The organism is Kurthia senegalensis, from assembly GCF_000285595.1.
GTDB lineage: Bacteria > Bacillota > Bacilli > Bacillales_A > Planococcaceae > Kurthia > Kurthia senegalensis.
In genome coordinates this window covers 182,036-202,236 of the sequence record NZ_HE611066.1, presented here as the reverse complement: position 1 = coordinate 202,236, position 20,201 = coordinate 182,036, and the positions used below count along the sequence as shown (strand labels likewise).

General features: G+C 33.7%; 21 protein-coding genes, 3 pseudogenes and 1 riboswitch. Of the genes and pseudogenes, 15 read left to right on the top strand and 9 right to left on the bottom strand.

Annotated elements, in window-relative coordinates; all coding sequences use genetic code 11:
- Window positions 1-625: 625 nt before the first annotated feature.
- Entirely contained in the window at window positions 626-841 is a 216-nt protein-coding gene (locus tag KSHG_RS08355) for a phospholipase D-like domain-containing protein (RefSeq protein ID WP_010304520.1), read from the bottom strand.
- Between the two features lie 2 nt (window positions 842-843).
- Complete coding sequence (locus KSHG_RS08350; protein WP_010304518.1) at window positions 844-1,731, bottom strand: hypothetical protein; 888 nt, start codon at window positions 1,729-1,731, stop codon at window positions 844-846.
- Between the two features lie 464 nt (window positions 1,732-2,195).
- Between KSHG_RS08350 and KSHG_RS08345 the strand changes: the two genes are divergently transcribed.
- Together KSHG_RS08345 and KSHG_RS08340 are read left to right on the top strand one after the other, a co-directional pair.
- Complete coding sequence (locus KSHG_RS08345) at window positions 2,196-2,468, top strand: hypothetical protein (protein ID WP_010304516.1); 273 nt, start codon at window positions 2,196-2,198, stop codon at window positions 2,466-2,468.
- A 427-nt stretch (window positions 2,469-2,895) separates the two neighbouring features.
- Window positions 2,896-3,303: an HIT family protein gene (locus tag KSHG_RS08340; RefSeq protein WP_010304514.1), complete on the top strand. Its 408-nt coding sequence runs from the start codon at window positions 2,896-2,898 to the stop codon at window positions 3,301-3,303.
- A gap of 134 nt (window positions 3,304-3,437) precedes the next feature.
- Here the strand turns inward: KSHG_RS08340 and KSHG_RS08335 are convergent, their stop codons facing one another.
- Both KSHG_RS08335 and KSHG_RS08330 read right to left on the bottom strand, forming a co-directional pair.
- On the bottom strand, window positions 3,438-3,983 hold the full coding sequence (locus tag KSHG_RS08335) for a hypothetical protein (RefSeq protein ID WP_010304512.1): 546 nt from the start codon (window positions 3,981-3,983) through the stop codon (window positions 3,438-3,440).
- Between the two features lie 13 nt (window positions 3,984-3,996).
- Complete coding sequence (locus KSHG_RS08330; protein ID WP_010304510.1) at window positions 3,997-4,188, bottom strand: hypothetical protein; 192 nt, start codon at window positions 4,186-4,188, stop codon at window positions 3,997-3,999.
- Window positions 4,189-4,609: 421 nt separating this feature from the next.
- Between KSHG_RS08330 and KSHG_RS16525 the strand changes: the two are divergent.
- Both KSHG_RS16525 and KSHG_RS08310 read left to right on the top strand, forming a co-directional pair.
- A pseudogene (locus tag KSHG_RS16525) lies at window positions 4,610-5,139 on the top strand (GNAT family N-acetyltransferase).
- A gap of 1,731 nt (window positions 5,140-6,870) precedes the next feature.
- Window positions 6,871-7,938 (top strand): MFS transporter, encoded by a 1,068-nt coding sequence (locus KSHG_RS08310; protein WP_083844858.1) that lies wholly within the window; start codon window positions 6,871-6,873, stop codon window positions 7,936-7,938.
- Between the two features lie 204 nt (window positions 7,939-8,142).
- On the opposite strand, the pseudogene KSHG_RS17745 reads toward KSHG_RS08310, so the two are convergent.
- Both KSHG_RS17745 and KSHG_RS08300 read right to left on the bottom strand, forming a co-directional pair.
- Window positions 8,143-8,350 (bottom strand): annotated as a pseudogene (locus KSHG_RS17745) (IS3 family transposase); the annotation flags it as partial.
- 111 nt (window positions 8,351-8,461) lie between these two features.
- Window positions 8,462-8,893, bottom strand: coding sequence for a hypothetical protein (locus KSHG_RS08300; RefSeq protein WP_026022545.1), 432 nt, complete (start codon window positions 8,891-8,893; stop codon window positions 8,462-8,464).
- 179 nt (window positions 8,894-9,072) lie between these two features.
- On the opposite strand from KSHG_RS08300, the gene KSHG_RS08295 reads away from it, so the two are divergent.
- A complete protein-coding gene (locus KSHG_RS08295; RefSeq protein WP_010304495.1) occupies window positions 9,073-9,357 on the top strand; it encodes a hypothetical protein in 285 nt (94 codons plus the stop codon).
- Between the two features lie 167 nt (window positions 9,358-9,524).
- Window positions 9,525-10,055, top strand: coding sequence for a GNAT family N-acetyltransferase (locus KSHG_RS08290; RefSeq protein WP_010304494.1), 531 nt, complete (start codon window positions 9,525-9,527; stop codon window positions 10,053-10,055).
- Between the two features lie 111 nt (window positions 10,056-10,166).
- Here the strand turns inward: KSHG_RS08290 and KSHG_RS08285 are convergent, their stop codons facing one another.
- The 3 genes and pseudogenes from KSHG_RS08285 to KSHG_RS16515 all read right to left on the bottom strand — a co-directional run bounded on the left by KSHG_RS08285 (window position 10,167) and on the right by KSHG_RS16515 (window position 11,300).
- Entirely contained in the window at window positions 10,167-10,394 is a 228-nt protein-coding gene (locus KSHG_RS08285) for a helix-turn-helix transcriptional regulator (RefSeq protein WP_210432974.1), read from the bottom strand.
- Window positions 10,395-10,712 carry a DUF6442 family protein gene (locus KSHG_RS08280; protein ID WP_235728351.1) on the bottom strand — a complete coding sequence of 106 codons (318 nt, stop codon included), beginning with the start codon at window positions 10,710-10,712 and terminating at the stop codon, window positions 10,395-10,397. It lies immediately after the preceding gene.
- A gap of 175 nt (window positions 10,713-10,887) precedes the next feature.
- Window positions 10,888-11,300: pseudogene (locus tag KSHG_RS16515) on the bottom strand (Lrp/AsnC family transcriptional regulator).
- 114 nt (window positions 11,301-11,414) lie between these two features.
- Here KSHG_RS16515 and KSHG_RS08270 point away from each other — a divergent pair.
- The 9 genes from KSHG_RS08270 (at window position 11,415) to cas7c (ending at window position 19,721) form a co-directional block, all read left to right on the top strand.
- Window positions 11,415-11,804 (top strand): carboxymuconolactone decarboxylase family protein, encoded by a 390-nt coding sequence (locus tag KSHG_RS08270; protein ID WP_010304490.1) that lies wholly within the window; start codon window positions 11,415-11,417, stop codon window positions 11,802-11,804.
- A 102-nt stretch (window positions 11,805-11,906) separates the two neighbouring features.
- Window positions 11,907-12,689, top strand: coding sequence for an MBL fold metallo-hydrolase (locus tag KSHG_RS08265; RefSeq protein WP_010304489.1), 783 nt, complete (start codon window positions 11,907-11,909; stop codon window positions 12,687-12,689).
- A 269-nt stretch (window positions 12,690-12,958) separates the two neighbouring features.
- Window positions 12,959-13,711: an alpha/beta fold hydrolase gene (locus KSHG_RS08260; protein WP_010304488.1), complete on the top strand. Its 753-nt coding sequence runs from the start codon at window positions 12,959-12,961 to the stop codon at window positions 13,709-13,711.
- A 226-nt stretch (window positions 13,712-13,937) separates the two neighbouring features.
- Window positions 13,938-14,366 (top strand): DUF6070 family protein, encoded by a 429-nt coding sequence (locus KSHG_RS08255; RefSeq protein WP_010304487.1) that lies wholly within the window; start codon window positions 13,938-13,940, stop codon window positions 14,364-14,366.
- A gap of 251 nt (window positions 14,367-14,617) precedes the next feature.
- Window positions 14,618-14,887, top strand: coding sequence for a GNAT family N-acetyltransferase (locus tag KSHG_RS19105; protein ID WP_315970522.1), 270 nt, complete (start codon window positions 14,618-14,620; stop codon window positions 14,885-14,887).
- Window positions 14,888-15,074: 187 nt separating this feature from the next.
- Entirely contained in the window at window positions 15,075-15,530 is a 456-nt protein-coding gene (locus KSHG_RS08245; RefSeq protein WP_083844857.1) for an SMI1/KNR4 family protein, read from the top strand.
- An 807-nt stretch (window positions 15,531-16,337) separates the two neighbouring features.
- Window positions 16,338-17,045, top strand: a complete 708-nt coding sequence (gene cas5c / locus KSHG_RS08235) for a type I-C CRISPR-associated protein Cas5c (protein ID WP_010304483.1) — start codon at window positions 16,338-16,340, stop codon at window positions 17,043-17,045.
- Window positions 17,042-18,895 (top strand): type I-C CRISPR-associated protein Cas8c/Csd1, encoded by a 1,854-nt coding sequence (gene cas8c / locus KSHG_RS08230; RefSeq protein ID WP_010304482.1) that lies wholly within the window; start codon window positions 17,042-17,044, stop codon window positions 18,893-18,895. The genes cas5c and cas8c overlap by 4 nt, the downstream gene beginning before the upstream one ends.
- On the top strand, window positions 18,870-19,721 hold the full coding sequence (cas7c, locus tag KSHG_RS08225) for a type I-C CRISPR-associated protein Cas7/Csd2 (protein WP_010304481.1): 852 nt from the start codon (window positions 18,870-18,872) through the stop codon (window positions 19,719-19,721). Before cas8c ends, cas7c begins: the two co-directional genes overlap by 26 nt.
- Window positions 19,722-19,928: 207 nt before the next feature.
- Window positions 19,929-20,107, top strand: a riboswitch (cobalamin riboswitch).
- Window positions 20,108-20,201: the final 94 nt, after the last annotated feature.

The window sequence follows — 20,201 nt, the reverse complement described above, 5'->3', positions numbered from 1 at the left end:
CTCGGATTTTCAGAAGTGATGAAGTGATGGTTTGGTGATCCTATCCATGCATATGCAATTCGATCGATTTAAATGTGTAAAATGAAATTGTGTTTAGTAAATATTCTATTTGTAATCACATCAAATTAGTTAAAAAGAGCCTCATAATTTATTAGAACGACATGAACGGAAATGGGATAACGAAAAAGACATTGCATTAACTGAATGTGACAGATGCTAGATGTGTAGGGAAACCTGTCCCTAGTCGTCGATGATTTCTCATGAAAACCGCCTTCTTTCGGTGTGAAACTGGAAGAAGGCGGTTTCGTTTTTGTGTATGTTTTTTTATGGATCGCTATTTCTGTTTCTTTTTAATTTTAATAAATGTTCATGATGACATTTGTATAGGTGCGTGTAAGTTATATAGGGTGTTGTCTATTTTTGAGAACGAAAAAACACGCTCGTATAGGCCTGTCCCAATACGAGCGTGTTTTTTATTGGACATGTAAACTGTGTCACAATCGTTTATATGCTCTTTATTATGTTGTTTAATTCAACACAGAGAATGTCATTAGATAATAATTTTTTGTAGGGTATGAAATTATTGTTCTTGAAAGATGATTTCCATTTTTCAAATCATATTCATTTATTTCACCTCTATTTTTTTATCCATAATATATTGTGTAAAGATATACGCTTTTTCATCTTTAATCGTTATTTGTTCTGTCATTGTGTCTATTTTTTCTAACTCATTTTTCATTTCTTGATTAAGAGAAAATTTCATCGTAGATAATTTATTATTTTTATCCATTGAATAGGCTTGTTTAAAAGTATCCAGTACAATTAATTGATCATTTACCACAGCTAATGTATCCGGATTGAAATCTTTATCATTAATTGCAATTTTTTCTCAATTTCTAATGTTTTAGGATTTAATTGAATTAATCTTCCTGCATATTCATCAACGTCTGATTCATAATTTTCCGTAGCAGGAATAACCGTTGTTTTTGTAACAGCTACGTACAACTTTTTATTAAACATAATTATAGATTGGTTACTGGGCAATCCATTTTGTGTATATTCTTCTGATTTTAATTTCAATTTTTTAGAGTTTAATAACTTACCTGTTTTTAAATTGACTTGATGTACATATTCTATTGCATCAGGATCTGAAGTAGTAATATACGCTACATCATTATAAACATAAATGGATTGTGCAAAACCATTAGGAATTGTCATTATTTTTTTATCTTCAGGTGTTTTAGGATTCCAATAAACGAGCTGCTGATTTTTATTATAATCATTAGCAACATCATAAATTACATATTCTTCATTTGCATAGAGCGTAAAAGACTGGCCATCATTTTGTTTTTTTGCTTCAATGTTTTTAATTTCACCTGACGCTAAGTTCACTGAATAACGCTTATTAGAACTATTATTCACAAGATATGCTTCATTACCTTGTTGTTTGAAAGCGATTGGACTTGAAATGTCTAGTTCTTTACTTCGAGATAAATACACCCCCTCTTTGTTAATCACAAAAAATGAGCCCTTATTTTCTCTTGTATCATTCGCTTCCGAAAAAGCTAAAACATACTTCCCGTTTTTCACATTTAATACATCTTTTGCTGGGGGTAATTCTTCTTGATTTATATTTTCATCAGCAACATAATCAGATGCATACATTTTAAAAATAATAACACTTAAAACGATTAAAATAATGATAGAGAAAAACAATAATTTCTTTTTCATAACACTCTCCAATAACTAACTAATTATCACAGTATTATTTGATTTAACTAATTCAAGTGGTGTAACTACCATATCAAGTTTTATATAATCAATATTAATAGACTGTTCATACAAAGCTTTTGTTGGATTAATTTATTCGCTTGATTTAACTCTGTGTTCGCATCACCCATTAATTGAAGCAATCCTTTGATTTATTTTTAATAATTTTAACATAATATTCAGAAAAATATGATCGATGATACTAGTTACTTGCATTCTTTTTGAGGTAAACTCTCCTGTACTTTCTTAAACATTTGGACGATTATAACAGGAGACCTTGTTATCTTCCGTATTCTTATTCCATAAAGTTGAAAGATAAACGGTTCTAAACAGTGCTGTTGAAATGTTATTTTTGAGATTTATGGTTTTAAATGTTACTTGTAGTAAAATATAAAATACGAGGAATAATAAAAGGAGCGAAACTAATGGACCAAGAATATGATCTAGAAAAAGCAACATTTGAAACACTTATGCAACTTCTTGAAATTGGTCATGAAATTGAATTTATTTATAAAGATAAAGAATATTTTATTTCAAACTTTCAAGATGGTCGTTCATTAATAGTAGATTCAGAAGCATTATGTGATTATACACACGATCACAATAAATTTGTTCAAATGGCTAAAATTGATGGGATGACAATTGAAGAACTATTTAAAAATCATAGCGATGCAATCGAATTCGGGACGATTTATTAAAAAAGCAACTGTATTAAATCTATTCGTGGGTATGTTAATTGTTGCTTAAGCGAAAAAATTGTTGCGTTGAATGAAAAATAAAAGAGCTGCAAGGAGCAGGGTGTACTTACATAGCATGGTTACGATGCGTGCGAAAATCGAAAATCCCTGGCACAAAAAATGGCGGATCGTACCGATGTGCCATTTTTTTCAAATCGCTAAAAGCAATAAAAAATAACCATTTAAGGCTACTTTTTTCAGTGGAAAAGGTTGGCTACTTTGTGTAGATCAGTATTACCGATTGTTACGGAATTGGAATGATTTTGATACCCAAACATCGCTTTGGGAAGGTTTTGTGAGGGCCAATTTCTAAATTGTTTTAATATGACTATCTCGATTAAAATAGGGATTACAAATAGGGGATTCTTAGGAGGGGAAACAGTCTAATATGAATAATTGTCCATTATGTAATTTAGATTTGGAACCAACACAAACAGTAATTTTAAGTAACGAACATTGTATGTTTTTGCAATTAGAGCAAGCTCGTCAAAAGGGCGTTCAGCTTGAAGGGGCAGGCATAATTGTACCTAAAATACATAGAGAGACAACCTTTGATTTAACCTTGGAAGAATGGAATGCTACATATTCTCTTCTTCAAGATGTTAAAAAATATTTAGATAAGCATTATCAACCACAAGGATACAATCTCGGATGGAATTGTGGTGAAAAAGCAGGGCAACATATACCTCATGCACATTTTCACATTTTACCGAGATATGAAGATGAACCACTTGTCGGTAAGGGCATAAGATTTATGTTTAAGGATAAAGAAAACAACAGAAAGACTGCTAAATAACATCAAATAATTATACAAGCTTAATTAAATAACGTTCCTAAATGTGAAGTGACCCCTAAAAGGAATCCACAGACCTTTTCTAGAAATACTAACATATCAAATTAGGAGGGAAACTGAGACCTTTCTGAACTAATTTATTTCATTTTAGATTTTAATTTTTGATAATCTAAAATGAACGAAGGATAAGTACTTTCCTCACAAAATTTTAATTCATTATTAGCACAAAAACTTGCAAAAGATAAAAATTCCTTAGATACTTCCTTTAAATAGTCTTCTTTAGGAATACTAATCACTTTGTTTAAATTATAATTCAAAATACCAGATGAATCTTCTAATTGAATGTAAAATAAATTGTCTTTTTCTGAAATCTCAACACTAATTAGCGAATCTAAAAATGTGATTTTAAAAATACCATCCATTTCGTTAATCAATAAAGGAGTTATAATTGTTTGCCATGTAAACAATAAATCAGTTGTTTCAAAATCCTTGGTAAATATAACTTCCGAATTATAGGTCGCGGTAATACAACCTTCTAAATAATCCTGTTCATTATCTTCTAAAATCATTTGAGCAGCTTTCATAGCTAAAGGGTCGTTAATAGATAAGAATTTCTCTTTTTTTGATGTCAAATATCCTAAATTAGGAAGATGATTTGAGATATAACTTTTTATAATAAACATTTCATTCACCTCATTATACAGAATAAGCCGATTTTACGTACCCGTCTTTTCTAATATGGACTTTATACTTAATGCCATTTATTGTTTTATATATATCTACTGGTTTTCCTTTACTTAATTCAGTAATAATTTTAGTTTTATTTCTATTAATAACATTTGTTACAATATTTTTCACCTGATTTACGCTGAAATCTGGATCGAACATTGATTTACCACCTTTACCTGTCCAATAATTAGGGTGATGTCCTTGAAGCATATGTTGCATTTTTGCTTTGGTAAAATCGACCTTTTTCCTGCCGACGTTAGCTGTGAAATTAGTGAAATTTGCAGTAGCCGTTTTAGATGCATCTTTTGACTTTGCTAGGAAAGTTTTCTTTCCTCTCTTTAAAGCCGCTATTACTTTGAAATAGAATTAGAAAAGTTTATCAAGTATATCCCCATTCAAAGAAGCTAAAGTTTGCTTGCAGTCTTAGCTTCTAGAGCTACAGAAACGAATAATTTAAAATTTATTTATACATTTGAATACAAAAAAGGTTCCTAAATGACACTTAGGGGACTAAACAAAAAAGACGAAATATTCATTCGTATTATTTTAATATATCAACGTTAAGAAGGAGTGTATTATTATGTTAAAATTAGAACCATTTTCGGAAGCCGATTTTCACCAACTTATTAACTGGATACCTGATTCATCTTTTGCATTACAATGGGGAGGACCTGCGTTTACTTACCCATTAACTGTAGAGCAACTCGAACATTATTTGAAGGATGCTAATACAGTTAATGCTACAAAATATATATTTAAAGCTGTAAACGAATCGACCAATGAAGTGATTGGACATATTTCTCTTGGAAACGTTGACCGAATTAACGAATCTGCAAGAATCGGAAAAGTATTAATTGGACAATCAGAAAGTAGAGGAAATGGCTATGGTACGCAATTAATGTTAGCTGCCTTAACATTTGCATTTGAAGAACTTAAATTACACAAAGTTACGCTAGGTGTATTTGATTTTAATACTTCTGCCATTAAATGTTATGAAAAAGTTGGTTTCAAAAAAGAAGGTTTACTTAGAGATGCTAGAAAAATGGTGATGAATTTTGGAATTTAATTGAAATGGGAATCCTAGAAAGTGAATGGAAAGCTAAGTTTTAAATGTACATATTCATACATTAATAAAATAAATAACGTTCCCAAATCCGCGTTAGGGAATATCAAAAAAAGTCACGAATGATTGTTAAATCAATGATTCGTGGCTTTTCTAGTTACTATTGTGATACATGAAAGTACTTAAGAAAAAGTATTGTCGCCACTTTGTTTCCTCCATGAAACTTTAGGTATCTTTCACATCCTTACAGTATTTATGGTAAAATGGGATATATTGTATTTTTATTTGGAGGATTATACTGGAAAATAAAGATGTGGCTTATAAATTTAATGTTTACTATTCAACTGTATGTAGGCAAAATACGTTTGCTAGGCTATGCTGCTTTATTGGAGATTTTTTTAGGGATCGGCGATGTCACTTTCCTTTTAGTATATCCAGAAGTGTTTGTTATTTTGTTCGTAATAACAGTAGGCATGATTATGTGGAAGAAATTACGTCCCCATTTGACGCAAACGATTTTACAAAGACGAATGTTACTTACTCCCATTTTATTTATGTTTTCTTGTCTTATTTTTATGAATTACTATGTTTGGTTTCAACCATATTAAGTAGGAGGGATTTTTGATGAACATTACAAATAAAAAATGGAATATCGCCGAAATAAAAACGAGCTATTTTGTATTTTTTGGGGCCACAGCAGGTGCGATTGTTGGGCTAATTGCTTATGTGAATAATTGGTTATAATCATATTTATAACGTATACAAATCAAACGTTAATAACGTTCCTAAATCTGCGTTAGGGAATATCAAAAAAAGTCACGAATGATTGTTAACTCAATGATTCGTGACTTTTCTAGTTACTATTGTGATACATGAAAGAATTCAAGAAAAACCTTAATTTAAATTATCTTGGGTAAAAGAATCTTCTTTTTAAAGTTTCTAAGGGCACTAATTAACGAAAATGCATAGAGAATCCAAATTACATAATCAGTTGGGTTAATTCCATGTTGTGAACGACCCCCTAATAAATAAAAAATAACAACTGTTGCTACCAATATAGTAGGCACAGACACTTCGAAAATTAGTTTTGTTTTTTACTCATTTCCCATGAATCATTCGATCTTTTAGAAAAATATAACTTAGTATTAATAATACAATTAACACTGACGTTGGGATAAATAAATTTACATCTTCTTTAAAAAAGTCAAAATAAAGAATTAATAAAAAACAAAAAACTCAAAAATAAAGAGATTTTTTCCAAAATAACACTTCCTTTTTGTGTTATTATACCAAATAATGGATAATAAAAGCCATTACGTTTCATTAGTCGTCTTAAAAACGTTCTCTACAGCAGCTTAATGCATCATAACTCGATTTATTTTATCTCTAACTTTTTCAAAATAATGTTATTTTTCATGAAAGTACCTAAGAAAAAGTGTTGTCGGTATGTACGGAATTGGAGTGATTTTGTTTTCCAAACAGCACTTTGGGGACATTTTGCTTTTGATAAAATTAGTTAAAATATGTATATTTATTGAGTGAACGAAATAGCTAAAATAAAGATTATACACGCATTATTCTGAATAATGTGGAAATTTTTTATAAGAAATTTTAAATGAGGAGTATATTATGAGTTTATTTACAAACAAAAGTTTTATGTTTTTATTGACTACTCGTATATTTACGAATATAGCAGATAGCGTTTTCTATATAGTTACTATGTGGTATGTTGTAAATCATTTTCATTCTAGTTTTTATACGGGGCTGGTCGTTTTTTTATCACCCTTCCAGAAGTTTTACTAATATTCTTTGGACCGATAATTGATAGAAGTAATCCTAAAAAAATATTAATATATTCAACGGTATTTCAGTTATTTTTAATTTTTATCTTAATTAGTTTATTACAATTTGATTTGATGCATATATGGATATTGTTAATGATTATATTTATTTCTACTTCTTTAAGTGCTATTACATATCCCCTAGAAGAAACCATATTGCCTCAAATAGTAGACACTAAACATCTAATTACAGCAAATTCAGCTTTATCTATCTCTTATAAAGTTCTTGACTCACTTTTCAATGCATTATCAGGTATATTGATCACTACATTTACACTTATTCATCTTTATGAAATAAATTGGATATTATTTTTATTCCCTTTACTCACTGTTTGTTTTATGAAATTTTCATATAAAGGACAACAAAATTCAATTTATTCATTCAATGAATATAAAACAGATTTAATCGAAGGGTATCATGCGATTTCAAAATCAATTTTAAAAAAGTTATTGTTCCCACTAATTATTGTTAATTTCTTTGGTGCGGTTAACGCTGTAGCTTATCCATATTACGCAAAAACTTTCGAAAACGCTGCAGAGACATATGGATTTATTTTAGGAGCAATCGCTGTAGGTGGAATCATTGGTTCCTTTTCAGTAAACTTATTTCAAAAAATAAATATCGGAAAAATATTGATTTTTGGTTTTTTAATTAGGGGTATTATATGGTGTTTTTTACCATTTACAAACTCTATGATAGTTGCATTACTTTTATTTGTATTGACTTCTATATGTACGGGGATAACAAACATCATCTATTCAAGTCTTATCCAAACGTTAACACCAATTTCTCTCCTTGGGCGAGTAAACGCCACAGTTGATACAATCATTACTTTAGCAATGCCCATAGGTGCGTTATTCGGTGGATTTATATTGGGCTTTTTAAATATATATTTAGTTATTAGTTTCTATGGAATTATATCCATTTTGATTGGAATTATTTATTTTAAAGATAAACAAATTTTAAATTTAAAATCATTAGAACCGACTGAGAGCAATACTTAATCAATTGATTAAATATTGCTTCCCCATAGTTTGATCACTAATCAAATAGATATGTCCGAAATCTTTCTTCTCTTTTAAATAAGACTTTTATCCACATTTCAAGGCTTTTCATATATTGAATTTTATTATATTTATGAGATGATTCAACAAATTAGACGTTTTAATTTGCAGATAAGAAATACTCATTCTTTTGAATTTATTAGATGAAAGATTATTAAGTCCTTTTCCAAAACTATATTGTTTGCTTAAAGCGTTCTAATTCACCATTTTTATACCAACGGACCCATATTTCAACCTGTGTACTATATCGAATATTTAATTCCTCTAAAATTTGTTTCGTAGGAACACCAATTAATTTCATCTCTACTTCCTTCATTTTAATTTCATATGGATAACTTACACGTGTGCCCATAAAAAATACACCTCCAAAGAATAATAGGTATCTATACCCGAATTCTTTGAAGATGCTTTTTGGGTTTGTCTAACTCGAAGGAATCAGTACAAATATAAGCTAAGTCCTTTTTTAATCTTGAGATAAGTATGCCCATTTTTCCTTACTTATAGTAGGTATTTTATATTTTGATTCGACAAAATCCAACATTTTCTGAAAACCCGTTTCATCTTCTTCTAAGTCGTATACATTTTTTTGAACGTACTCTTTAATAATAAAATTTGTAGAAGAATTATTATTAACAAATTCACTAAAATAGTCTCTTAACAAGATAGAATCTTTTTTATCTAAAGCTTCATCATTAATTAAATAAATTCTATATACATTGAGGATTTCATCAAGATCTTCTTCATCCATAAAACATAAAGGGTCTAATTTTTTATCCTCTGTTGTATAAATAGCTTTTGTATCTTCTATTAAAGCATATGATAATATATTTTCATTTTTAGAAACGATAAAAATCTCCAAATCTCGCAACTTTAATACTCTTTTTAATGAAATCAAAAATATCATCCTATCCATATATAAATTTAGTCACGTAAATCCCTCGAATCCCCAATATGTAATTATAGATTAATATAAAAGTGTCTAAATAGAAAATTACATTTTTACATAATTCTATATAAATATAAAGACGATGTAACAGCAATTATCGAAATGATTTACGGAAAAATCATAAAGACATGATGCTTGAACACTCATTACGCGTGGTTGAAGTTTGTTTAGACGCACGCAAAAATAAAAAACTCGACCACATTAAATCAATGCGTGGTTATATTAATCATGCAATTGAAAAAGAATTAACAGCATACGTTGTGAGCCAACAAGAAAAACTTTTACCGAAAGTTTCACCAAGTACGCAACAAAAAATTCTCGAAATCTATGGAAATGCAGATGAAAAAATTATTTTATGCATCATAACTCGATTTATTTTATCTCTAACTTTTTCAAAATTAATTTCAAAATAATGTTATTTTTCATGAAAGCATCCAAGAAAAAGTGTTGTCGACACTTACGGAATCGGAGAAATTTTATTTTCCAACCCCCGCTTTAGTAACTATATTTTAAAAACTAAATATTCGCTCAGCTTTATGTATAATGTTAATATCCCACTATTAAGAAGGAGTATATTATTATGTTGAAATTAGAACCATTTTCGCAAGCTGATTTTCAGCAACTTATTAACTGGATACCGGATTCATCCTTTGCATTACAATGGGGAGGACCTGCGTTTACATATCCATTAACTTTAGAGCAACTTGAAAATTATCTGAAGGATGCTAATACAGATAATGCTTCAAAATATATATTTAAAGCCGTAGACGAATCGACTAATGAAGTGATTGGACATATTTCTCTTGGAAATGTTGACCGAATGAACGAATCTGCAAGAATTGGAAAAGTATTAATTGGACAATTGGAAAGTAGAGGAAATGGCTATGGTACGCAATTAATGTTAGCTGCCTTAACATTTGCATTTGAAGAGCTTAACTTACATAAAGTGACGCTAGGTGTATTTGATTTCAATACTGCTGCTATTAAATGCTATGAAAAAGTTGGTTTCAAAAAAGAAGGTTTACTTAGAGATGCTAGAAAAAATGGCAATGAATATTGGAATCTAATAGAGATGGGAATTCTAGAAAGTGAATGGAAAACTAAATCTTAAACGTACATATTCATACATTAATAAAATTAATAACGTTTCCAAATGACATTTAGGGAATCCTAGTAAATATAAAAGGTCTATCAGTAGACATGCTGATAGACCTTTTTCATGCTATTCAAAATAAAACAGGTCCTCAAATTTCATCTCTAAAGCGATACATAAAATTAAAGCTAGTTTCGCTGTAGGATTAAATTGACCCGTTTCAATGGAACTGATCGTATTTCTTGATACGCCAATCAGCTCAGCCAGTTCTCTCTGAGACATTTTCTTCACTTTCCGCGCATGGCGAATGTGATTTTTAAGTATTAATGCTTTTTTATCCACTTCAATCAACTCCATTTATAGCGTTTGGATAACGTACCAAACAATAAAACCAATGCAAATTGCTGCATTTAACACACCCATTAATAAAAAGTGTTTTGCTTTCGTTGCATGATAGCGGTAGAAACCACCAAATGCTAGAAAACTAAATAGCAGCGCAGTAACGTCACCAAATGGCACATCTTTGTACACTTGGTACACTATAATCAGCACAGCGAAAATTAACATACCGGAAAATGCTTTCGCATCTGTCGAATCATTTACATGATCTTTGCCCTCGTCTTGTCGTTCATTGCGGTATTTCTGTAACAATTCATCCCTTTGCATTTGTTCCATCCCCTTTTCGCCAAGTTTACTTGTCAAAAGCAATTTAACATATGCCAAGTTTACTTGTCAAATTGAAATGTATAAGAGATTCATGAGGGTACTTAAGAAAAAGTGTTATGTATATTCTTAAATATGACTTTGGAGTAAAAAAATCGGTACATTCCCAAAAATACTGACAATCTTTTTATTCCATCATATTAGAAAAAATGAAATTTGTTTTTGTATGTGCGAACGGTATTATTCCGTCAATAAAGGTTTCTGCTTCTTCGAATGTTTTAAAATTGGCTTTTAGCATAAAGCAAGCAGTTCCAGAGATTCGATAGCAAAAATCGATATTTTCAGAACTTTTTATATGTTTTTGAAATCATCATATCTTGTATTTGTAATCGTCGCTTCAATAATAGCACTAATAGGGTATCCATAATTTTTTTGATTTAGTTCGATTGTGTATTTTTTAATAATTTGCTTTTCCTCTAACTGTAAAACTCTTTCTTTTACTGCTGGGGAACTTAAATGTACACGTCTACCTAATTCACTCATTGATAATCTACTGTCATTGGTTAACTCTTTTATGATTTTTTCATCAGTTAAATCCATTTTTAAAAATACCTCCAATATTTAAAGTATACATATCTTAATGCTTTAAATATGGAATGTAAATGCGATTTTTTATTGATAAAATGAATAATCATAAAGGGAGGTAATGAAAGAATGACACCATTTCAACAATTATTAAATTTTGACACGACTATCCAATTTTTATGGGAAAAGATGAGCGAAGCACTTGAAAAAGATCATCATTTGTCTGCAAATCTGAAAGAAGAAGTGAGAAAAACCTTAGCGCAAGAGAATGGCTGCCTCTATTGCAAAGCGAAAGGTAAGCCAAATCCACGATTATACGATGAAAAAACAGCCGTGTGTACTGGATATGCAGAAGCTTTTCTCAAATCAAAAGGACAGACACCTCTCGTAGTTACAGAAGTTTTAAATGATTATCTAAAGAAAGAAGAAAGGGACGAATTATTAGCATTTATTTGTTTTATAACGGCTTCTCAATACCTTGGTGCTTTACAACAACTGCAACCAATTATTAGAAAATAACAGTATTTTATTAGATTTATATTTGATCGTAGATAATTTAGAAACTTTCAATGTTATCATTAAAATAAATTACAAAATAAGGAATAGGTAGGGGGACTTATCATGTTAGAAGGTGATTGGTTTACTGTTCAGCAAATAGACGAAAGTACATATGCAATTAGTGAATTAGGTCATTGGGAAAAAGTACATTCTTTTTTATTATTAGGCACAACAAAAGCTGCTCTTATAGATACAGGCTTAGGTATTGGTAACATGAAACGAATGACAGACCAGTTAACAACCTTACCGATTGATGTTATTACAACACATGTTCACTCAGACCATATTGGAAGTCATGGCGAATATACACGTATTTTTGTGCATGAGGATGAAGAATCTTGGTTAATTAATGGGATTGTCGGGTTGTCGTTAGAACAGATTAGAGCAAATACAGCAAGAGATATTACGATTCCCACGCCTAAAAGCTTTAACCCAGATACGTATATACCATTTACCGGAAAGCCTACCGGATTATTAAAAGATGGCGATGTCCTTGATTTGGGAAATCGAAAATTAATTGTTTATCATACGCCAGGTCATTCACCGGGACATATTTCTATATTTGATGAAACAAAAGGCTATTTATTTACGGGTGATTTATTATACGATGAAACCCCAGTCTATGCCTTTTATCCAACAACAAACCCGATAGATTTAGTCAATTCTTTAGAAAGAATCACAAAAATCCCTAATGTTACTATGATTTATGGTTCTCATAATTCATTAGGTATCAATCCTGATATTTTAAAAGAAGTTAAAGAAGCTGTAATCTACTTAAGAGAACATGATTTAGTGAAATTCGGTACGGGTATACACCCATTTAAGCGTTTTAGTGTACAGTTTTAGTTACACCTTATTTTAAAAGAGTGTATGCTGATGAATAAAATGAGCAATAGAAATCAAATAACGTTCCCAAATCAAAGGTAGAGATTAGCAAGAAATGGGCAGTATCGGTAGTTATGGAATTGGAGAGAGGTAGTTTCCTAAAAAGTGCTTTAGGAACTTTATATATTATGGCATAATTTTACATTTAGAAAGTTTGATTAAAAATTCTGCATTATTGATTGAAGAATTAAGGGCTATTAATAAGCCTAATGATTAACAGGGGGGATTTCATGCAAGAAACACTTGTATTTTTACATGGACTTGGTAGTACAAAAAATACTTTTAATGAATTAAAAGTATTTTTAGAAGGAGAAAAAATTGAAACATTTGATTTACCAGGGCATGGTGAATCAGACATGATAAATCAAATGTCTTTTGATAGTTTATGTGATTGGCTTAATCGTCAGATTGTTGAACCTAGCATCATTTTAGGACATTCTTTAGGCGCTATTATTTCATTAGCTTTTGCAGCAAAGTACCCTGGAAAAGTAAAAAAGCTTATTTTATTGGATGGGGGTTATTTGTATGCCAGAAATTTTAATGTTTCGTTGGAAGATGAAATAAAAGGCGCAATCCAATTCATCAAGGATCAAAAGTTTCCGTCTGCTCAAGCTGTTATAGAGTCTGAAAGAAGCGAAGTATCACGATGGTCAAATTTTTTAGAGGAAGCAACTTTAAAACGTTTCAAAAAAACATCAGATAATCAATACGAGTTAATCATTCAACCTGAGACAGCTAGTATTTATACGCAATTATCATACGATTTTCTAGTACCTACTTTATCCATACCCATCACTTTAATCGCTGCGAAAGAGCCAAAAGATTTAGAATCTATTCGCCAAAAAGCCATAAAAGATTTAAAAAATACGTTGCCTCAACTAAGCGTAAAGAGAATTGATACTTCTCATGATTTAATAGTGGAGGATCCTCAAAAAGTTGCAAATTTAATAAAAGAATCCATTTATATAAACACGTCCAAATGAAAGTTAGGGAATATCAAAAAAGTCATGAATGATTGTTAAATCAATGATTCGTGGCTTTTCTATTTAACAGGGTGATTCATGAAAGTACCTAAGAAAAAAGTGTTGTCGATACTTACGGAATCGGAGAAATTTTGTTTTCCAACCCCCGCTTTAGTAGCATTTCTTGAATTATAAGTAGTATGTTAATATGAAAATATTAGTAATTGTTATTCTAGGAGGGATAAATATGTTGAAAAAATATATGGGCTTCTTAGCATTGAGTTCTTTAGTTTTACTTTCAGGTTGTAATAATGCAGTTGATAGTAAGCCAAAATATGTTGAAAAAGAAAGTGACATTCTTGATAAGCATGGAGAGATAGAAAATAAAGAACGATTTGATCAATTTTTAAAAAATGTACAGCAAGGAAAAGAAGATACGATTAGAATCGTGCATTACACAAAAGAGGGAGATGCCATTCTTCATGATTACGAATTCAAAAATAAAATAATACATGTTACTCAAGATAACAGTCATGATAACTATGGTGATAAGGAAATTACTAAAACAACTTGTAAAAAAATTAAAGAAAATAAAGATAGCGGTAAAACAAGCTATACACTTATGGGTTGCACTTCACCAAAAGCTATCGATACAGAAGTATTAACGGTTGAATAAAGTTACTAAATACACCATTGGGGATGGGAACACTTTTCATTAAAGGGAGGCTTGTTTTATGGGAATATCTTTACATAAAGCTAATTTAGAAGATGCAGTGAAAATTCACGAAATGCAAATCAATTCTTTTATGCCGTTACTAGAAAAATATTAAGACGACGATACAAACCCCGCTAATGAGTCATTGGAAAGCGTGATTACTAGGTTAAATCAATCTTTTACAGATTATTATTTAATATACAGCTGGTGCCATTAGAATTGTAAAGCTAGGAAATAACTCGTATCGTGTCAGTCCTATATTTATCTTGCTAGAATATCAAGGGAAAGGCATCGCTCAAAAAGTTTTTGTTAGAATAGAACAACTATATCCTGATGCAGATTTATGGGAATTAGATACGATCATGCAAGAAGAAGGACTTTGTCATCTTTATGAAAAATTAGGTTATGAAAAAACAGGGGAGACTAAGAAAATAAGCGACAATCTAACAATAGTATTTTACGAAAAATCCCTTTCTAAATAATAAATAACTCCTTCAAATAACGTTCCTAAATAAAAGTTAGGGAACATCAAAAAAAGCCACGAATCGTTGAGTTAACATCGAAATAAATTCAAACAAGCATAAAGAGTTAGTGCAATAAGGATTTATAAAGCCATACGTAATCAATTCGAGGTGAATTAAATGGAAAAATATGAATTCATAAAAAAGAATAGTAAAATATCAAGATGAGTTAGCGTTTTTCCCAAACGTCACTCAAGAATTAATTGAAAAATTTGAAAAAGAATTACGTATCGAATTAAAAGGAAGTTATAAACAATTCCTTTTGGACTTTGGTTATGTATCATTCGGAGCATTAGAAATATTTGGAATACCCAATAAGAACATCTTACAACAAAATGAAGACTGTACGAATGCTTTAGCATGCACAATGGAAAGCAGAAAAGAAATAAATTTAAGCGAAAATTTAGTAGTCATCTACAATTTGGGGAACGGCGAACTGTATTGCTTAGATACGTCATATGAAATCCCAAAAGTTGTATCCATTTGGGATGAGATACCTGAAAAAGGGCAAGTTCCACCGATAACAGAAATAATAGCTGAATCGTTCGAACAGTTTTTAGAAGAAGTAGTAAATGAAGAAATAGAAGACTTTGAATCTGAGTAGCAACGTTTGTTTCCTACCGAAAAAAGGGCGGGATATACGTAAATGCGAGCCTTTAATAGAGAAGGGAATGTCGAATTTGACATCTCCTTCTTTATTTTTATGCGCAAATGACGATTCCTATATGGTGTATTTTCTTAAATGTGTCGCCATGAGTAAGAGAACCATTTTATTTTCACTTTCGATGAAGCTGCGTCCGCGAAACGTGTCAATCGAAACGAACAATAACAAACAAAAAAGAGAACTGACCTAATAAAATGAGACAAATAAAAACACCTTTCTCCAGTACAATACCGGAAAAAGATGGTTTAATAAGAATTTGACGGCGACTCCTAGGGGAAAAGCATGAGCAGAAGACCCCAGCAGTGAGCTTGCGAGCGAGGAGGCTTCTGCCATGCCCCAGGAAAGCGTCCGTCACATTCTGCTTAAAAGAAGTGTTTTTTTCATTGTCTCACTTTCGTGGGTCACTACCATCGGGAATGTCTTTTCTTATTTCTCTAAAATATGGCGAACTCGTGAAGTAGCGCATAGGGCCTTTTTCGCTTGTGTATGTGCAGTATTTTGCTTCGATGCATGACGTAGATTCCATGAGTTGAAGTCGCTTGAGCTATTGATATGTAAGGCACGACTCTTTTTTATTCTCTATGTAATGAACCATTTCTCGACAAAAAAGAAGGGGGATTTTTCTTCACATTTATTTTTACTACGGTCGTAAAAAGCGAAAAAAGTGTTAAAAGTAGCAAAAATGAATTGTTTACGCGTTTTTATCATTTTTGTATAATTTTGGTAAATGCTAGAGGAGGGGTGCGGATGAAAATTCGCAATCAAATCGAATTTGTCGTTTACGGGGAATATGGTTTATTTACAAATCCATTAATGAAAATGGGTGGAGAGAAGATGACGCTGCCCCTCCCGACATACAGTGCTTTAAAAGGAATTACGGAATCTATTTATTGGAAGCCATCGATTATTTGGTACATCGATGAAGTGCGTATTATGAATCCGATTGATACAGAACCGAAAGCGATTCGTCCAAGTGATTACGGACAGACGGGGAATACGCTCGCAACGTATATGTATTTACGCCGACCGTGTTACGAAGTGCGTGCACATTTTGAGTTTAATCGTCAACGACCGGATCTTTCGGCAGATTGGAACGAGGCGAAGCATCATCATATGGCGAGACGGGCTGTTCGAGCAGGGGGACGGCGGGACATTTTTTTAGGAACGAGAGAATGTCAGGCATACGTAGAAGCGTGTGTGTATGGTGCGCGGCAAGGGGCGTATGACGAAGAATCTCGTCAGTTTGCGACGATGCTTCACGGCATTACGTATCCAGACGAACAAAAACAAGGCTCGATGATGCAAGTGCGTCTTTGGCAGCCTGAAATGGTGAACGGGACGATTGTCTTTCCTCGACCAGAAGCGTGTACACACGTGCGTGACATTCGAGAATTTAAGCCGAAAACATTTGAAATCGGACGGAATATGCGAATGGATGAGGAGGAAGTCGAATGACATTTTTTCAATCTTTACTTCAAACGTATGAAGCAAATGCCGATCGGGTAGGGAAAGTAGAGCTAAAATACGTGCGAGGGCAAGCGATTCCATTCATGTTGTTACCGGTTTCGCATATGACACAGACGGCACATATCGAAGTACGTCTAACGTGTTCTGGTGAATGGATTACGGCGGTCGTACTTTCGAAAGTGAATACGGTCATTCCGTTTACGGAGCAGTCGGGCATGCGTGCAGGGAAGTCATTCATGCCTCATATGTTACACGATAAATTAATGTATGTTGCGGGTGACTATGATACGTACACGGGCGAAGCGAAAAAGGAAGGCTTTGATCGGTATATCGAGCAGCTTGCCAATTGGTGTCAACAGCCGGGTTGCCCACCCGAAGTTCAAGCGATTTATGCGTATGTGCAAAAGGCACGGCTCATCGAAGATTTAGTAGCAGAAAGTATTTTACACGTGGATGAACGTGGACACCTACTAAAAAAATGGTCGGGTGCGGACAAGCCACCAATCTTTCAACAACTAGTCGGGGAGCAATCGACCGCTTTCGTACGCTTTACTGTTGAAGGAAGACCGCCTGTTTGGGAAAATGAGGAGATGTTCAATAGTTACCGCGCGTATACGGACATGAACTTACAAGAACGAGGGCTTTGTTACGTAACGGGTGCATGGATGCCCGTCACGAAAAAGCATCCGAGTAAGCTTCGAAATGTAGGCGACCGTGCAAAATTGATTTCATGTAATGATCGTAGTGGCTTTACTTTTCGTGGTCGATTTTTAGAAGCAGAGCAAGTGGCAACGATGGGGTACGACGTTTCTCAAAAAGCGCATCATGCGCTGCAATGGCTCATCGAACGACAAGGGAAAATGATTGATGATCGCGTCTTTTTAACGTGGGGGGATACGGTCGGCGAGGTCGATACGGGCATCGAAAAGCGTCGACGTATTTTACGAGGAGAAGCGACCGAACAACTGGGTGCATCGTATATGGAACTACTTCGTACACGAGAAAATCGATGGTCGGAGCGACTGCATATGCTCGTGTTGGATGCGGCAACGCCGGGAAGGTTAGCTATTTTGTATGAGCGGACGTTTTCATTCAAAGCGTATTACGAGCAGCTTAGTAAATGGCATACGGAGTTGGCATGGCATCATACGTATTTTGACGCTGATTTACAAAAGAATGTGACATATGTGGGAGCACCGATGTTAGAAAGCATCGCGCAAGCAATCGATGCACCGAATCCACATATGCAATTCGTCAAATCGACGGTGCAGCGGCTACTTCCGTGTATGTTGGACGGACGGGCGATTCCGATTGACCTCGTCAAACAGGCGATTGCACGGGCATCGAACCCGAACGAACTGGAGCGATATGACTGGGAATGGGTGCTAGCTGTCGCCTGTTCATTCGTGAAATACGAGGCGAAGGCAGCCCAGGAATGTTATACGATGGATTTACAGCGATACAATACGGACCGCAGTTATTTGTACGGACGATTGCTCGCTTTGTCCGACTACGTTGAAAAAAAAGCCCGCCGCTTCTCAAGTGATTCACGTTTGACGAATGCGCTCCGTTTGATGGATGCGTTCAGGCGGAATCCGAAGCGGACGTGGCAGACGTTAGCCGTTCGGTTGCAACTTGATGCTGTCCGACTACAAAGCCGATTTGACGTATATGCGGTACAAATCAATGACATCATCGCCCTTTTTGAAGCAGATGATTTTAACGATGAGGCACTGACAGGGCTCTATTTACTCGGTTACTACAGTCAGCGCCAAAGCTTGTATAGGAAAAAAGTGAAAGCAGGTGATTCGGATGACATTTTTAACGAAAAAAATTGATTTTGCGGTCATTTTCACGGTGAATCAGGCGAACCCGAATGGGGATCCGTTAAATGGTAACCGTCCACGCCAAAATTTTGAAGGGTACGGTGAAGTGTCGGACGTCGCAATCAAACGAAAAATTCGCAACCGTGCGATGGATTTACAACAACCGATTTTCGTCCAACCGAAAGACAAAAATGTAGATGGCTTTAAAAGTTTACGCGAGCGTGCGAATGCAGTCGAGCAATTAGTAGAAGCTGAAAAAGAAAAAGATGACGTACTTTTCGCAAAGGTAGCATGTGCGACATGGTTTGACGTACGGGCATTCGGGCAGCTTTTTGCTTTTAGAGGAGGTACGCAAAAAGGAACGGGGGTGTCGGTCGGTATTCGCGGTCCGGTTTCCATTCACCCGGCTTTTAGTGTCGAACCGATTCATATTATTAGTACGCACATTACGAAAAGTACGAATTCGGAAACGAGCGAGCGAAAAGGGGCGGATACGATGGGCATGAAGCATCGTGTTGAACGAGGGGTGTACCGCTTTTTCGGAAGCATTAATCCGCAGTTAGCAGAGAAAACAGGATTTACGCCTGACGATGCGGAACAGTTTAAAGTGTTATTGCAATCTTTGTTTGAAAACGATGCTTCGTCAGCACGTCCGGACGGCTCGATGGAAGTCCAAAAAGTGCTCTGGTGGGAACATCCAACGAAACTTGGCACGTATAGTTCGGCAAAAGTGCATCGCTCCCTGCAATTAAAAGAAGCGAGCAATCGAGACGAACCGTTCGAACTCGTCGTAGAACCTTTAGAAGGCATCCAGTTGTCTATATATGAAGGAATGTAAAAGAATAAGTCGTGCGCCCCGGTGCGTGCGTGGATTGAAATATTTTGAAAAAGGTATGGAACGAAGGGTTTCCTAGGCTCTTCACACACGAGAAACTCGTTACTTTTGCATTTGCTAAAGTACGAGTTTTTTTGTCATATCCTTTCACAAATATTGTCATTTTTGTCGATAGCATAGTTAATTGTCTGAAATTTATGTATAATAAAAACAATTAAATATTTCGTGAGTGCTTTGTAAAAAAAGCTTCAAAAGGAATCAAGTGAAAATCTTGAACGGTCCGGCCACTGTAAAAATCGTGCGACGCTCTTATGCCACTGGGAAACTGGGAAGGCGAGCGTATGCGAGACGATTTAAGTCAGGAGACTTGCTTACGAAATGAGTGTAACGCGCCTTCTGGGACTAGGGCGAAGTTGTCGTATTTTTTTGTTGAATACATATTGTCATTTTAGTCCTGGCCTACTCGGTCAGGCTTTTTTTATT

Excerpts from the sequence above, each read along its gene's own strand:
- KSHG_RS08330 (WP_010304510.1), bottom strand. The coding sequence starts at position 4,188 with ATGTTCGATCCAGATTTCAGCGTAAATCAGGTGAAAAATATTGTAACA.
- KSHG_RS08265 (WP_010304489.1), top strand. The coding sequence starts at position 11,907 with ATGTTAGAAGGTGATTGGTTTACTGTTCAGCAAATAGACGAAAGTACA.
- KSHG_RS08335 (WP_010304512.1), bottom strand. The coding sequence starts at position 3,983 with ATGTTTATTATAAAAAGTTATATCTCAAATCATCTTCCTAATTTAGGA.
- KSHG_RS08290 (WP_010304494.1), top strand. The coding sequence starts at position 9,525 with ATGTTGAAATTAGAACCATTTTCGCAAGCTGATTTTCAGCAACTTATT.
- KSHG_RS08295 (WP_010304495.1), top strand. The coding sequence starts at position 9,073 with ATGATGCTTGAACACTCATTACGCGTGGTTGAAGTTTGTTTAGACGCA.
- KSHG_RS08285 (WP_210432974.1), bottom strand. The coding sequence starts at position 10,394 with ATGGAGTTGATTGAAGTGGATAAAAAAGCATTAATACTTAAAAATCAC.
- cas7c (WP_010304481.1), top strand. The coding sequence starts at position 18,870 with ATGACATTTTTAACGAAAAAAATTGATTTTGCGGTCATTTTCACGGTG.
- KSHG_RS08280 (WP_235728351.1), bottom strand. The coding sequence starts at position 10,712 with ATGGAACAAATGCAAAGGGATGAATTGTTACAGAAATACCGCAATGAA.
- KSHG_RS08350 (WP_010304518.1), bottom strand. The coding sequence starts at position 1,731 with ATGAAAAAGAAATTATTGTTTTTCTCTATCATTATTTTAATCGTTTTA.
- cas8c (WP_010304482.1), top strand. The coding sequence starts at position 17,042 with ATGACATTTTTTCAATCTTTACTTCAAACGTATGAAGCAAATGCCGAT.
- KSHG_RS08270 (WP_010304490.1), top strand. The coding sequence starts at position 11,415 with ATGACACCATTTCAACAATTATTAAATTTTGACACGACTATCCAATTT.
- cas5c (WP_010304483.1), top strand. The coding sequence starts at position 16,338 with ATGAAAATTCGCAATCAAATCGAATTTGTCGTTTACGGGGAATATGGT.
- KSHG_RS08345 (WP_010304516.1), top strand. The coding sequence starts at position 2,196 with ATGGACCAAGAATATGATCTAGAAAAAGCAACATTTGAAACACTTATG.
- KSHG_RS08260 (WP_010304488.1), top strand. The coding sequence starts at position 12,959 with ATGCAAGAAACACTTGTATTTTTACATGGACTTGGTAGTACAAAAAAT.
- KSHG_RS08340 (WP_010304514.1), top strand. The coding sequence starts at position 2,896 with ATGAATAATTGTCCATTATGTAATTTAGATTTGGAACCAACACAAACA.
- KSHG_RS08255 (WP_010304487.1), top strand. The coding sequence starts at position 13,938 with ATGTTGAAAAAATATATGGGCTTCTTAGCATTGAGTTCTTTAGTTTTA.